Here is a 13819-nt window from a genome sequence, read left to right on the forward strand (position 1 = left end):
CACATCAGGGCGTTTCGCCCGCATATGGGAGGCGGCAATGACAGAGACGGCGAGCGGCTCGGCACGAGGTTCCCGCACCAAGGGAACCAAGGCAGCCAAGAGCGGCCTTCGGATCGAGCGCATCCACACGACGCCCGGCGTGCACCCGTACGACGAGGTGGCCTGGGAACGTCGTGACGTCGTCATGACCAACTGGCGCGACGGCTCGGTCAATTTCGAGCAGCGTGGCGTCGAGTTCCCCGACTTCTGGTCGGTGAACGCGGTCAACATCGTCACCAGCAAGTACTTCCGCGGGGCCGTCGGCACCCCGCAGCGCGAGACCGGTCTCAAGCAGCTGATCGACCGGATCGTGAAGACCTACACGAAGGCCGGCGAGGACTTCGACTACTTCGCGTCGCCCGCCGACGCCGAGATCTTCGAGCACGAGCTGACCTACGCGCTCCTGCACCAGATCTTCAGCTTCAACTCGCCGGTGTGGTTCAACGTCGGCACGCCCCAGCCGCAGCAGGTCTCCGCCTGCTTCATCCTTGCCGTCGACGACTCCATGGAGTCGATCCTCGACTGGTACAAGGAAGAGGGCATGATCTTCAAGGGCGGCTCCGGCGCCGGCCTGAACCTCTCCCGCATCCGCTCCTCCAAGGAGCTCCTCTCCTCCGGCGGCAACGCCTCCGGCCCGGTCTCCTTCATGCGCGGCGCCGACGCGTCCGCCGGAACGATCAAGTCGGGCGGCGCCACCCGCCGTGCGGCCAAGATGGTCGTCCTGGACGTGGACCACCCGGACGTCGAGGACTTCATCGCCACCAAGGTGAAGGAAGAGGAGAAGATCCGCGCCCTGCGCGACGCGGGCTTCGACATGGACCTGGGTGGCGACGACATCACGTCCGTCCAGTACCAGAACGCCAACAACTCCGTCCGCGTGAACGACGAGTTCATGACGGCCGTCGAGAACGGCACCGAGTTCGGCCTGCGCGCCCGCATGACCGGCGAGGTCATCGAAAAGGTCGACGCCAAGGCGCTCTTCCGCAAGCTCGCCGAGGCCGCGTGGGCCTGCGCCGACCCGGGCATCCAGTACGACGGTGTGATCAACAACTGGCACACCTGCCCCGAGTCCGGCCGCATCACCGCCTCGAACCCGTGCAGCGAGTACATGCACCTGGACAACACGTCCTGCAACCTCGCCTCGCTGAACCTGATGAAGTTCCTCAACGACGACGGCAAGGGCAACCAGTCCTTCGACGCCGAGCGCTTCTCCAAGGTCGTCGAGCTGGTCATCACCGCGATGGACATCTCCATCTGCTTCGCGGACTTCCCGACCCAGAAGATCGGCGAGAACACCCGCGCCTTCCGCCAGCTGGGCATCGGCTACGCCAACCTCGGCGCCCTGCTGATGGCCACCGGCCACGCGTACGACTCGGACGGCGGCCGCACTCTCGCCGCTTCGATCACCTCGCTGATGACCGGCACGGCGTACAAGCGCTCCGCCGAGCTGGCCGCGATCGTCGGTCCGTACGACGGTTACGCCCGCAACGCCGAGTCGCACAAGCGCGTCATGCGCCAGCACGCCGACGCCAACGCGGTCGCGCCGCGCACCGAGGACCTGGACAACACGATCTGGGCCGCGGCCACCGAGGCCTGGCAGGACGTGATCCGCCTCGGCGAGAAGAACGGCTTCCGCAACGCGCAGGCCTCCGTGCTCGCGCCGACCGGCACCATCGGTCTCGCGATGTCCTGCGACACCACGGGCGTCGAGCCGGACCTGGCCCTGGTCAAGTTCAAGAAGCTCGTCGGCGGCGGCTCGATGCAGATCGTCAACGGCACCGTGCCGCAGGCCCTGCGTCGCATGGGCTACCAGGAAGAGCAGATCGAGGCGATCGTCGCCCACATCGCCGAGCACGGCGTGGTCGTGGACGCCCCGGGCCTCAAGCCGGAGCACTACTCGGTCTTCGACTGCGCGATGGGCGAGCGTTCCATCTCCGCGATGGGCCACGTGCGCATGATGGCCGCGATCCAGCCCTGGATCTCCGGCGCGATCTCCAAGACGGTCAACATGCCGGAGACGGCGACCGTCGAAGAGATCGAGGAGATCTACTTCGAGGCCTGGAAGCTCGGCGTCAAGGCCCTCGCGATCTACCGTGACAACTGCAAGGTCGGCCAGCCCCTCTCCGCGAAGAAGAAGGAAGAGGAGAAGGCCGAGGTCACCGAGAAGGCCGAGGAGATCATCCGCACGGCCGTCGAGAAGGTCATCGAGTACCGTCCGGTCCGCAAGCGCCTGCCCAAGGGCCGCCCGGGCATCACCACCTCCTTCACGGTCGGTGGCGCCGAGGGGTACATGACGGCGAACTCCTACCCGGACGACGGTCTGGGCGAGGTCTTCCTGAAGATGTCCAAGCAGGGTTCGACCCTCGCGGGCATGATGGACGCCTTCTCCATCGCGGTCTCGGTCGGTCTGCAGTACGGCGTTCCGCTGGAGACGTACGTCTCCAAGTTCACGAACATGCGCTTCGAGCCGGCCGGCATGACGGACGACCCGGACGTGCGGATGGCGCAGTCGATCGTCGACTACATCTTCCGTCGCGTCGCGCTCGACTTCCTGCCCTTCGAGACCCGCTCCGCCCTCGGCATCCACTCCGCCGAAGAGCGCCAGCGCCACCTCGACACCGGTTCGTACGAGCCGCTGGAGGAGGACGAGCTGGACACGGAGTCGCTGGCTGCGGCCGCCCCGCTCACGGTCGTCCCGGCCGCGCCGAAGCCCGCGGTGGAGGTGCCCGCTCCCAAGCAGGCGCACTCGAGCGCGGAACTGGTGGAGATGCAGCTCGGCGTGAGCGCCGACGCACCGCTGTGCTTCTCCTGCGGTACGAAGATGCAGCGCGCGGGGTCCTGCTACATCTGCGAGGGCTGCGGCTCGACCAGCGGATGCAGCTGATCGCGGATTCCGCTTGATGTGATCTCGGTCGAGGGCGGTGGAGCCGAAAGGGCTCCACCGCCCTCTGCGTTTCCCACGCCCTTACCGGCGGGTACGTTTATCCGTTTCCCCCGAAACGATCACCGGTTAGGCTCCATCGGCGCGCCATGCGGGCGCGAACGCCGAGGTGGGGGACATGGCCGACGAGAATGCGGTAAGCGGCAAGGGGATGAGCGCGGGGGCGCAGGTGATCGCCGCGGTGGTGACGGTCGGGGGACTCTTCGGCGCGCTGTGGGGCCTCCAGGGCGCGACCGGCACCACGCGGGGCGCGAACGAACCGGCGGCCTGCTCGCCGGCGCGGAGTGCACCGCCCGCTTCGCAGTACGTCTCCGGAGCGCAGATCTGCGCGGCGCTGAACCGGGCCGACCTGGCGACGCTGCTCGGCACGCCGGGGGAGCATGCGGTGACCGCCTGGGGCAGCGACGGGGCGATCGAGCACGCCGACGGCACCAGGACGGCCACCCCCGCGGCGGAGGTCGAGCTGAAGACCCACCACGTGAAGCTGACGTCGTCCTACGACCGTTTCCCGGTCGCCCAGCTGGCCGGCCTGCTGGGGGCGAGCGCGCAGCAGCAGACCGTCCTGGGACACCAGGCGGTCCTCTCCTCCGACCGGACCATGGCCCTCACCCTCAACCTCGCGGGCGGCAAGGGCAGCGCCGCCCCCGGCGTGATGGCCCGCAGCCTGCTGGTCGCCAAGGACGGCAAGGACGGCGGCGGCTCCTTCGAACTGGTCGTCTGGCGCCAGGACGGCCTGCTGCCCGACGACGCCGCGCTGCTCCGCCTCGCCGAGCAGGTGCTGCCGACGGTCCCGGGCTGGAGCGCCGCCTGACGGAGGGGACCATGGTGCGGGGGCGCGCCGACCCGGTCGCGCGCCGACGGGGAAGCGGACGAATGAAGCGGGGGAGACATGTGGAGCGGTGACGCACTCGATCTGGATGCCTATCTGGACCGGATCGGATACGCCGGGGAACTCGTCCCGGACCTGAACACGTTGTACGCGGTGCACAGGGCGCACACCGCCGCCATCCCCTTCGAGAGCATCGACGTCCTGCTCGGCCGCCCCCTCGCGCTCGACGTCAAGAGCATCGAGGACAAGCTCGTGCGCAGCCGCCGCGGCGGGTACTGCTACGAGCAGAACACGCTGCTCGCCGCCGCTCTGGAGCGGATCGGCTTCACCGTCGCCGGGCGCGGTGCCCGCAACCGCACCCGCGGCGACGTGCTGCTGCCCGTCACGCATGCCGTTCTCGTGGTCACCGTGGACGGCGAACCGTGGCTGTGCGACGGGGGTTTCGGTCACCAGGGGCCGCGCGAGCCCGTCCCGATGAGCCGGCCGGGCGCCGAAGCGCGCCAGGGGGAGTGGACGTACGGCATCCGGGAGGAGGCCGACGGCGTGCTCGTCCTGACCTTCCTGCGCGAGGGCGCCTGGCGGGATCTGTACGCCTTCGGCCCGCAGGCCGCCTACCCGGTCGACTACGTCCTGATGCACCACTACAGCTCCTCGCACCCGCGCTCCGCGTTCATCGGGCAACTGGTCGCGCACCGACCCACGGTGCCCGGGGCCGACCACCGGATCTCGCTCGTCCGCGACGAGTTCACCCGGCTCCACCCAGACGGGCGGACCGAGCGGAGGCGCGTCCCGCCCGAGGAGCTGATCACGGTCCTCGACCGGGAGTTCGGGATCCGGCTCTCCGAGCGGGACGCGGGCGAACTGGTACGGATGTACCGGGCCGAGTACTGACCCGGGCCGTGCCGGGCACCGTACGATGGCGCGGTGCTGGTCAAGTGGATTCGCTGCACGGTGACGGACCGACGCGGGTTCGAGCGGGGGCAGCGGAAATGGGCGGGGCTGCCGGGTGAACCCGGATTCCGGGGGCAGGGCGGCGGCTGGAGCCGGGGCCGGCAAGGGGTCGCGCACGTCTTCACGTTCTGGGAGAGCCGTTCGTTCTACGACTCCTTCATGGCGCGTTCGCACGACCGGCTGGCCGCGGCCCAGCACGGCACGTTCACGAGTCCGCGGGTCACCCTTTTCGACCACCGCTTCGACGTGAAGACGGGGTTCGAGCCGCGCTTCACCGACGCCGACGTGGTGCGCGTGGCGCACTGCAAAGTGCGGGAGGGGCGGACGGACCACTTCGCCCTCATGCAGGAGAAGGTGTGGAATCCGGCCATGGCGGGCTCGCCCGGGATGCTGCGCGGGCTCTTCGGCGAGGCGCCGGGCCGGGAGTTCCTGGTGCTGTCCATGTGGCACGCGGCGGCCGAACACGGCAAGTACCGCCAGGAACGGGTCGAGCGGCTCACCCTGCGGGCGCAGACCGAGGCCGACGTCGAGGCGCTGACCGGGGACGTCGTCGACCTGGAACCGTCCTGGACGGTCTGATCGCGTGGCCGCTGGGCTGTCCGGCCGCGTGGCCGCGGCCCGGGCGCCCGTGGTCGGGTGGCGGTGTGACCGTAGGAATGTCACCAGGACCACAGGCGTGATCGGCGCGCTCCGCTCGTTCCGCGGCGATGGCCGGATTAGGGTCGTGGGATGGCACGACCGCGGCGCATCGTCCTCGTCCGGCACGGGGAATCGGAGGGCAATGCCGACGACTCGGTGTACGAACGGGAACCCGACCACGCCCTGCGCATGACCCCCACCGGGCACGAGCAGGCGGCCGCCACGGGCGAGCGGCTGCGGGCCCTCTTCGGCGACGAGACGGTCAGCGCGTACGTCTCCCCGTACCGGCGCACCCTGCAGACCTTCCGCGACCTCAAGCTGGACCCGGCCCGCGTCCGCGTGCGCGAGGAGCCGCGGCTGCGCGAGCAGGACTGGGGCAACTGGCAGGACCGCGACGACGTCCGGCTGCAGAAGGCCTACCGGGACGCCTACGGGCACTTCTTCTACCGCTTCGCGCAGGGCGAGTCGGGGGCGGACGTCTACGACCGGGTCGGAGCCTTCCTGGAGAGCCTCTACCGCAGCTTCGAGGCCCCGGACCATCCGCCGAACGTGCTGCTGGTGACCCACGGGCTGACCATGCGGCTGTTCTGCATGCGCTGGTTCCACTGGTCGGTGTCCGAGTTCGAGTGCCTGTCGAACCCCCCGAACGGTGACTTCCGGGTACTGCGGCTGGGGGACGACGACCGCTACCGGATGGACCGCCCTTTCGAACGGTGGACCACACCCGAGCCCTACGATCTGGACGGCTAGAGTGACCCGCGATGACCCCTGAACCCGCTTCCGACCGGCGCTACGCACGCGCCATGGCCAGCCTGCGCGGGCTGGCGCTGGGTGACGCGCTGGGCTCCCAGTTCTTCGTCCCCGTCAACTACCCCCTGCTCAAGCGGCGCGAGCTGCCGCCCGGTCCCTGGCAGTGGACCGACGACACCGAGATGGCGTGCTCGGTCGCCGCCGTCCTCGCCGACCACGGGCGGATCGACCAGGACGCGCTGGCCCGCTCCTTCGCGGAGCACCACGACTTCGACCGCGGCTACGGGCCCGCCGTCAACCGCATGCTGCGGCTCGTCCGCGAGGGACAGGACTGGCGCGAGCTGTCCTCGGCCCTCTTCAACGGGCAGGGCTCCTGGGGCAATGGCGCCGCGATGCGCATCGCACCCCTCGGAGCCTGGTACGCCGACGACCCCGAGCAGGCCACGCACCAGGCGGAGATCTCCGCCTACACCACCCATCAGCACCGCGAGGCCGTGTGCGGGGCGATGGCGGTGGCCGCGGCGGCCGCGCTGGCGGCCGCGCCGGCCGGACCGCCGACGCCCGGCGCGCTGCTGGACGGGGTGATCGCCCTGGTGCCGCGTAGTGCGGTCGGGGCCGGACTGCGCCGCGCGCGGGACATGCTGGACTACGCCGACGCCACCACGGTCGCGGCCGTACTGGGCTGCGGACGGCGCACCAGCGCTCACGACACGGTGCCCTTCGCCCTGTGGTCGGCGGCGCGTTCGCTGCACGACTACGAGCAGGCGTTCTGGACGACCGCGCAGGTCGGCGGGGACGTCGACACGACCTGCGCCATCGTCGGCGGGGTGCTGGGCGCGCGCGGGGACGAGGTGCTGCCGACGGCCTGGACGGCGCAGACGGAGGCACTGCCCGCCTGGCTGCCGGAGGCCGCGGCGGCGGTCTAGGACCGGCGCGTCGCGTCCGTCCAGGGCGCGGAGGCGGTGAATCCGCTTCCGCGCGTCACCTCCGCGGTGCTCGCATGGCTTTGTCACGGTCCTGCCACAGGCGTCTCCCCGATCCGCTGAAAGTGCACGTCAGGCCCCTACTCTGACCGCTTCGCCGCCCCTCTGCCGAGCGATCGGGGGCGGTTGTCGGGAGGGGATCGCATGACGGAAAACATCACGGGCGGGGCCAATGAGCCTGATGAGCCCAAGGGTGCAACTGAGGCCACAGGGGCGGCCGGGGCCAAGAAGGCCGACGCAGCCGCTGCACCGGGCCCCGGGACTTCGGCGGGAGCTGCCGCGCAACGAGGCGGTCAGCACGTCGGGCAGGGGCCCGCGCCGCAGCCCGCCGCACAGTCGGCGGCCCCGCGACCGAGCGTCGAGCAGGCCAGGATGGCCCAGCACGTGGAGCGCCAGCGGTACTGGGAGGCGCAGCAGGCCGCCCGCCAGGCGGAGCGCCTGGCCAGGAAGCGGGCCCGGACCATCGACTGGTCCGCCGCGCTGCGGCCCGTCGAGCCGGCGCCGATCCGCACCGAGACCCTGATCGCCGCCCTGGCGAGCGGCCTCGTCGCCGCCCTGCTGCTCGGCGACGGGGTCGGCCCGGGGCTCCTGATCGCCGCCGTGCCCGCCGTCGCGGCGGCCTACGTCGCCGCCCGTGCCGCGGGGCGCCGGCCCCGGCCGTGGACCCTGGTGTGGGGGGTCGGCAGCCTGGCGCTGCTCGTCGTACCGGCGCTGCGGGAGTCCGCTTGGCCCTCCACACTGGCGATCCTGGCCGCCATCGGTCTAGGCGCCCTCGCCCTCTTCGGCAGCCGCACTTGGCCCGGGGTGCTGCTCAGCCCCCTCGGACTCCTCGAAGCGGCGCCGACCGGGGTCCGGTGGGCGTGGCAGGGAGTGCGGGCGCGGCGTACCGGGAACGCCCGGAACGTGTGGCCCGTTGTGAAGGCAGCGGGTGTGGGAATCGCCCTGCTGGTGGTCTTCGGAGCACTGTTCGCGTCCGCCGACGCGGCGTTCGCCGATGTCCTCGGCGGGATGGTTCCCGATGTGTCCGTGTCGGACGGTCCGGTGCGGGTGGCGCTCTTCGTGCTCGGCGTGGTCGTGGCCCTCGCGGCCGCCCGAGCCGCGGGCGCACCGCTGCGCTGGGACCGCGTCACCGTGGCTCCCGGCACGCCCCGGTCCCCGGTGGAGTGGGCGCTTCCACTGGTGCTGCTCAACCTGCTCTTCGCCGGCTTCATCGGTGTCCAGCTCGCCGTCCTCTTCGGCGGGTACGGCAACGTGAAGGAGCGCACCGGTCTGCTCCCGGCCGAGTACGCCCGGCAGGGGTTCTGGCAGCTGCTGTGGGCCACGGTTCTCACGCTCGTGGTGATCGCCCTCGCCCTGCGCTGGGCGCCGCGTTCGGGACCGCGGGACAGGCGGCTCGTGCGCGGTGTGCTGGGTGCGCTGTGCCTGCTCACGCTGGTCGTGGTGGCCTCCGCGGTCCGCCGCATGGACTTCTACGTGCACGCCTTCGGACTCACCCGGCTCCGGGTGTCGGTGGTCACGATGGAGCTGTGGCTCGGCGTGGTGATCGTACTGATCATCGCGGCCGGGGTCTTCGGCGCGCGGTGGCTGCCCCGGGCCGTGATGGCGAGCGCGGGGGTGACCGTACTGGCCTTCGGGCTGCTGTCACCGGACGGAATGGTCGCGGAGAGCAACGTCGGACGCTACACGGAGCAGGGCAAGATCGACCTCGCGTACTTCCAGTCGCTGTCCGCGGACGCCGTGCCCGCGCTGGACCGGCTGCCGGAACCACTGCGTTCCTGCGCGCTGCGCGGCATCAACGACGACCTGGCGGACGAGGGCGAGGTGCCGTGGTACGGCATGAGCCTGGGCGACCGCCGGGCCCGCGAGATCCTGCGGGAGCGTCCGGTGAAGGCATCCTTCAAGACGTGCGCGGGGCTCGGCACCTTCAGGAGCCGGAGCGAGTACTGATCGGCCGGACGCCTGGCCCAAGCCGAGGCCGGAGGCCGGGGCCTGCGCCGGGAGGCCGTACGGGCTGTCCGTACGGCCTCCCGGCGCGCCGTCAGGCCGCCGGACCCGCCTGCGCGGCCACGCCGTTGAGAGCCTCCAGGTCGCTCGCGCGGACCCGGATCACCAGGGTCGCCGACAGCAGGGCGACGGCCGCCATGGCGACGGCGGCGATGAACGCCGTGGAGATGCCCTGGGTCAGCACCGCGTGCCCCCAGGCCCCGGGCAGCCGTCGGCTCTCCTTGAACGCGGCCAGCTGGTCCGGGTCGGCGCGGGCCAGGAAGTCGGGGATCTGCCGGTCTGCCTCCGTCCGGCTCGCGGTGCCGAAGACGGTGACCAGGATGGAGAGGCCCAGCGAGCCGCCCACCTGCTGGCTGGCGTTGAGGAGCCCGGACGCCGCGCCCGCTTCCTCGGGGGCCACTCCGGAGACGGCGGTCAGGGTGAGGGTCACGAAGTTCAGGCCCATGCCGAAACCGAAGAGCAGCATGGGTCCGAGGACGCCGGACACGTACGAGGAATCGGTCCGGATGAAGGTCAGCCAGGCCAGGCCGCAACCGACCAGCGTGGAGCCGACGACCATGAACGGCTTGGGGCCGAAGCGCGGCAGCAAGCGCTGCGAGAGGCCGGCGGCGGTGCCGATCGCGACGGTCACCGGCAGGAAGGCGAAGCCGGACCTGATCGGGGAGAAGCCCAGGACGTTCTGGACGAACTGCACGATGAAGAAGAACATGCCGAACATCGCAGCGGCGAGGCTGAGCATGATCAGGTAGGTGCCCGCGCGGTTGCGGTCGGCGAACATCCGCAGGGGCGTGATCGGTTCGCGCGCCCGGGACTCGACGAGGGCGAAGAGCGCGAGCAGGACGACGGCGGCGGCGAAGGAGCCGAGGGTCAGCCCGTCGCGCCAGCCGTTCTCGGAGGCCCGGATGAAGCCGTAGACGAGCGAGGCCATGCCGCCGGTGGAGGTGAGCGCGCCCGCGAGGTCGAAGCGGCCGGGGTGGCGTTCGGATTCGCTGATGTACAGCGGGGCGAGGACCACGATCAGGGCGCCGATGGGGACGTTGACGAAGAGCACCCAGCGCCAGTCGAGCCACTCGGTGAGCATGCCGCCGGTGAGGAGGCCCAGGGCGCCGCCGCCCGCGGAGACGGCGGCGAACACCCCGAAGGCCCGGTTGCGTGCGGGCCCTTCCGGGAACGTCGTCGTGATCAGGGCGAGGGCGGTGGGGGAGGCGATGGCCCCGCCGGCCCCCTGGAGGGCGCGGGCCGCCAGCAGGTGCCAGGGTTCCTGAGCGAAGCCGCCGAGCAGGGAGGCGAGGGTGAAGAGCAGGATTCCGGCCATGAACACGCGGCGCCGGCCCAGGATGTCGCCCGCCCGGCCGCCGAGCAGCAACAGGCCGCCGAAGGTCAGGGTGTAGGCGCTCAGCACCCAGGAGAGGTCGGTGGTGGAGAAGGACAGGGCGTCCTGGATGTGCGGGAGCGCGATGTTCACGATGGTGGCGTCCAGCACCACCATGAGCTGGCACGCGGCGATGACGGCCAACGCCACTCCGGGGCGGCCCTCGCGCCGGGCGGCGCCCGGTATCCGGGGCTTGGCGAGTTGCGGACTTGTCACTGAGGATCCCCCCAAAGTGAAATAGTGAACGCATTCGTTCACTGCGGGGCCCACGGTAGGAGCTGCGATCTAGTGAACGCAAGCGTTCATTAAGGCTGGAAACATGTGCGACCGGCGGGTGGATCGGGCGGAGGTGGCGGCAGTGGTGGATTCGAGCTGGTCAGCTCGGTCACCGGGGCGCAGACGGGGGGCCGAACTGGACTCGGCGATTCTTGACGCGGCCCTGGAGCAGTTGAGCACCGTCGGCTGGAACGGGCTCACGATGGAGGGGGTGGCCGCGGGGGCCCGTACCGGCAAGGCCGCCGTCTACCGGCGCTGGTCCTCGAAGGCGGACCTCGTCGCGGACGTGCTGCGGGCGGGGCTGCCGCCGCTCGGTGAGATCCCCGATCACGGCTCCATCCGGGCGGACCTCGTCGTCCTGTGCCGTGGCATGCGGGACGCGATGATCTCGCGCGCCGGAACCGCTCTTCGCTCGGTCCTTCACGAATGCGACACGGTGAGTGCGGACCGGTTCCACGAACTGATCCGGACCGGGCTCACGGAACCCTCCCACCGGCTCTTCCTCGCCTTGGTGCAGCGTGGAATCGAGCGTGGTGACGTCCGGCCGGATGCCACCGGGGCCTTCGTCGCGGACGTCATCCCGGCGCTCATGATGTACCGGTCGAAGGTGTGCGGCAGCGAATGGGGGGACCCGGACATCCGGGAAATGATCGACCAGGTCCTGATGCCGCTGCTCCGTGCGTGAGCCAGGACCGGCCCGGGGTGTGCAGGCGGCGCCGGGCGGCGTAACCTTGCTGGCGCCATGCCGTACGAAGCACCCACACACGCCGTCGAACGCTCCCTCCGCGCAACCACCGGCGCCAAGGTCGTAGCCGGGGTCGACGAAGTCGGACGAGGGGCCTGGGCCGGACCCGTCACCGTGTGCGCGGCCGTCACCGGCCTGCGCCGCCCGCCCGAAGGCCTCACCGACTCCAAGCTGATCACTCCCAAGCGGCGCGACAAGCTCGCGCTCGTCCTGGAGGGCTGGGTGACGGCCCACGCCCTCGGGCACGCCTCCCCGCAGGAGATCGACGAGTTGGGGATGACCGCCGCGCTGCGGCTCGCCGCGGTGCGCGCCCTGGAGGCGCTGCCCGTGCGGCCCGACGTGGTGATCCTCGACGGCAAGCACGACTACCTCGGCGCTCCGTGGCGGGTCCGCACGGTGATCAAGGGGGACCAGTCCTGCGTCGCCGTCGCCGCGGCCTCGGTCATCGCCAAGGTGTGGCGCGACCGGATGATGGCCGGACTCGGCGAACCGGGCGACGGCATCGAGGACTTCGCCTTCGGCGCCAACGCCGGATACCCCTCGCCCGTGCACCGGGCGGCGCTCGAGGAGCGGGGGCCCACCGCGTACCACCGGCTCTCGTGGTCCTATCTGGACGCACTGCCCCGGTGGCGCCACCTCAAAAAGGTGCGCCGCAGCGAGGAATCGCTCGAACTGGAAAACGGAGGCCAGCTCGGCTTCGAATTCTGATCGCACTCACGTGCGGCCCACCGGTACGTTTCGCACCGGTGTTTGAAAGATGTCCACTCATGCCTCTCACCCACGAGGAGCCTCAGATTCACGAGAGTGCCCAGGGTCCCCGCGTCACCCCGGCCGCGAGCCGCACCGCGCAGACCCCCCGCCCCGTACCTGGTCCGCGTCCGGCCGCCGTACCCCGGCCCGGGCGTCCCGGTCCCGTCCGGCCCGCTCCGCCCGCCCAGCGCGTGCCGCAGCAGGCCACCCCCGGAACCCCCTCCGTCACCCCGGCCGCGCCCGCGGCCCCCACCGCACCGTCGGTCTCCGCCGCGGTGCCGCAGATCCAGCTGATCCCGGCTTCGGCCGAGGGCGCGCTGGACGCGGCCGAAGAGGCCGTGGACCTGCTGCTCGACACCGGCCGCGCGCCGGGCGACATCCTGGTGCTCACCAGCGGCGACCCGCACCCGTGGGCGGCGCACGAGCTGTCCTTCGGCGAAAGCGCGTACTGGGCCCAGCAGGACGCCCGGGACGACGTCTTCTACGCGGACGCGGCGCACGTACAGCGCGCCACCGGCCGCCCGGTCGTGGTCTTCGCGGCCAACGGCGGAACGGCCGACGCGATCGCGGCGGCCCTGCCGGTCGCGCTCACGCGTGCCGGTGCGCTGCTGGTCGTGTGCGGCGACCCGGAGCGGATCAACTCGGTGCTGGGCGCGGGCGTCTGACGTCCCGTTCCCGGCCGCCCGAGGGCGAGCAGCGGGGCGGGCCCTGTGCCGGCCCCGCCGCGGCCCGCGGTTCCCGCGCTGCCCAGCGCCGCGTGCGCACGCCAGTCCGCGCGCGCATGCGGTGCGGGGCAGGCGTGGGGCGCGGCGCCTTGGCCGGGGTTCAGCGGGCGGCGGTACGGCGCTGTGCCTCGGCCGCGCCCCCACCGGTGCGCAGGGTCAGCGGAGCCGGATCCGACACGATCTCGCCGATCCGGGCCGGCCGGGAATCCGAACTGGGCTGCCGGCCGCCCCGGCCCTCGCCCAGCACCTGCCAGCCGCCCCGGGTCAGGGTGATGTACGCACCGCAGCGCAGCCCGTGCAGGGTGCAGGCGTCCCGCAGCCCCCACATCCAGGCCCCGTCCTCCTCGGTCCAGCGCTCGTCGCCGTCGCGGCAGTAGAGCAGCACGGCCGTCCGCACCGGCGTCCGTCTGCGCAGGTCGTGCGGCAGCACCCGGCGCAGCCGCGCCAGCAGCGCGTTGCGGTACTCCCAGCCGTCCGCCGACACGGCGCCCTGGACGAACGAGGCACTGGCGACCAGCCGTTCCTCGGGGCCGAGCACCGCGATCACGGCGGTCGAGGGCACCGGAGCGTGGCGGGAGTGCAGCCCGCTGACGACCTCGCGCGGATTGCGCAGCAGGGGGATCCCGGCGGCGGTCCATTCGGCGGGCTCCAGCAGTCTGCCGTGCCGGCTGGGCCCGCCGGTGACCACGCCCGGCGAGGTGGTCGCGGGCGGGGCGAATCCGAAGGTCACGGTCCTCCCTCCGGGTACACGAGCCGCTGATGGGCACGGCTGGGTTGCGGGCACGCCGCAGCGCGGCCATCACGAGCGCCGACGG

12 protein-coding genes are annotated in these 13819 nt (G+C 71.7%); 10 read left to right on the top strand and 2 right to left on the bottom strand.

Annotated elements, in window-relative coordinates:
• Positions 1-37: 37 nt before the first annotated feature.
• The 7 genes from AC0693_RS20050 (at position 38) to AC0693_RS20080 (ending at position 9079) form a co-directional block, all read left to right on the top strand.
• Positions 38-2923 carry a vitamin B12-dependent ribonucleotide reductase gene (locus tag AC0693_RS20050; RefSeq protein WP_478742266.1) on the top strand — a complete coding sequence of 962 codons (2886 nt, stop codon included), beginning with the start codon at positions 38-40 and terminating at the stop codon, positions 2921-2923.
• A gap of 175 nt (positions 2924-3098) precedes the next feature.
• A complete protein-coding gene (locus tag AC0693_RS20055) occupies positions 3099-3791 on the top strand; it encodes a DUF6215 domain-containing protein (protein WP_478802438.1) in 693 nt (230 codons plus the stop codon).
• 78 nt (positions 3792-3869) lie between these two features.
• Positions 3870-4700, top strand: coding sequence for an arylamine N-acetyltransferase family protein (locus AC0693_RS20060; protein ID WP_478802439.1), 831 nt, complete (start codon positions 3870-3872; stop codon positions 4698-4700).
• Between the two features lie 33 nt (positions 4701-4733).
• Complete coding sequence (locus AC0693_RS20065) at positions 4734-5339, top strand: YdbC family protein (RefSeq protein ID WP_356406116.1); 606 nt, start codon at positions 4734-4736, stop codon at positions 5337-5339.
• Between the two features lie 150 nt (positions 5340-5489).
• Positions 5490-6149, top strand: a complete 660-nt coding sequence (locus tag AC0693_RS20070; protein WP_468465037.1) for a histidine phosphatase family protein — start codon at positions 5490-5492, stop codon at positions 6147-6149.
• Positions 6150-6160: 11 nt separating this feature from the next.
• Positions 6161-7075: an ADP-ribosylglycohydrolase family protein gene (locus AC0693_RS20075; RefSeq protein WP_356406120.1), complete on the top strand. Its 915-nt coding sequence runs from the start codon at positions 6161-6163 to the stop codon at positions 7073-7075.
• Between the two features lie 429 nt (positions 7076-7504).
• Positions 7505-9079 carry a DUF4153 domain-containing protein gene (locus AC0693_RS20080; RefSeq protein WP_478802440.1) on the top strand — a complete coding sequence of 525 codons (1575 nt, stop codon included), beginning with the start codon at positions 7505-7507 and terminating at the stop codon, positions 9077-9079.
• 91 nt (positions 9080-9170) lie between these two features.
• On the opposite strand, the gene AC0693_RS20085 is transcribed toward AC0693_RS20080, so the two are convergent.
• Complete coding sequence (locus AC0693_RS20085; RefSeq protein WP_478802441.1) at positions 9171-10724, bottom strand: MFS transporter; 1554 nt, start codon at positions 10722-10724, stop codon at positions 9171-9173.
• Between the two features lie 142 nt (positions 10725-10866).
• Between AC0693_RS20085 and AC0693_RS20090 the strand changes: the two genes are divergently transcribed.
• From AC0693_RS20090 to AC0693_RS20100, 3 genes are read left to right on the top strand one after another with little or no spacing between them, the layout of a single operon-like run.
• Positions 10867-11469: a TetR/AcrR family transcriptional regulator gene (locus AC0693_RS20090; protein ID WP_478802442.1), complete on the top strand. Its 603-nt coding sequence runs from the start codon at positions 10867-10869 to the stop codon at positions 11467-11469.
• A gap of 57 nt (positions 11470-11526) precedes the next feature.
• Positions 11527-12237 (top strand): ribonuclease HII, encoded by a 711-nt coding sequence (locus AC0693_RS20095; RefSeq protein ID WP_469318999.1) that lies wholly within the window; start codon positions 11527-11529, stop codon positions 12235-12237.
• A gap of 59 nt (positions 12238-12296) precedes the next feature.
• On the top strand, positions 12297-12944 hold the full coding sequence (locus AC0693_RS20100) for a hypothetical protein (protein ID WP_469338553.1): 648 nt from the start codon (positions 12297-12299) through the stop codon (positions 12942-12944).
• A gap of 160 nt (positions 12945-13104) precedes the next feature.
• Here AC0693_RS20100 and AC0693_RS20105 read toward each other — a convergent pair whose 3' ends face one another.
• Positions 13105-13734: a hypothetical protein gene (locus AC0693_RS20105; RefSeq protein ID WP_478802443.1), complete on the bottom strand. Its 630-nt coding sequence runs from the start codon at positions 13732-13734 to the stop codon at positions 13105-13107.
• Positions 13735-13819: the final 85 nt, after the last annotated feature.

This window comes from Streptomyces sp. NPDC043876, from assembly GCF_056435825.1.

Bases quoted from the DNA above. Each gene is read 5' to 3' on its own strand.
- AC0693_RS20070 (WP_468465037.1), top strand. From the start codon at position 5,490: ATGGCACGACCGCGGCGCATCGTCCTCGTCCGGCACGGGGAATCGGAG.
- AC0693_RS20080 (WP_478802440.1), top strand. From the start codon at position 7,505: ATGGCCCAGCACGTGGAGCGCCAGCGGTACTGGGAGGCGCAGCAGGCC.
- AC0693_RS20050 (WP_478742266.1), top strand. From the start codon at position 38: ATGACAGAGACGGCGAGCGGCTCGGCACGAGGTTCCCGCACCAAGGGA.
- AC0693_RS20095 (WP_469318999.1), top strand. From the start codon at position 11,527: ATGCCGTACGAAGCACCCACACACGCCGTCGAACGCTCCCTCCGCGCA.
- AC0693_RS20055 (WP_478802438.1), top strand. From the start codon at position 3,099: ATGGCCGACGAGAATGCGGTAAGCGGCAAGGGGATGAGCGCGGGGGCG.
- AC0693_RS20100 (WP_469338553.1), top strand. From the start codon at position 12,297: ATGCCTCTCACCCACGAGGAGCCTCAGATTCACGAGAGTGCCCAGGGT.
- AC0693_RS20060 (WP_478802439.1), top strand. From the start codon at position 3,870: ATGTGGAGCGGTGACGCACTCGATCTGGATGCCTATCTGGACCGGATC.
- AC0693_RS20075 (WP_356406120.1), top strand. From the start codon at position 6,161: ATGACCCCTGAACCCGCTTCCGACCGGCGCTACGCACGCGCCATGGCC.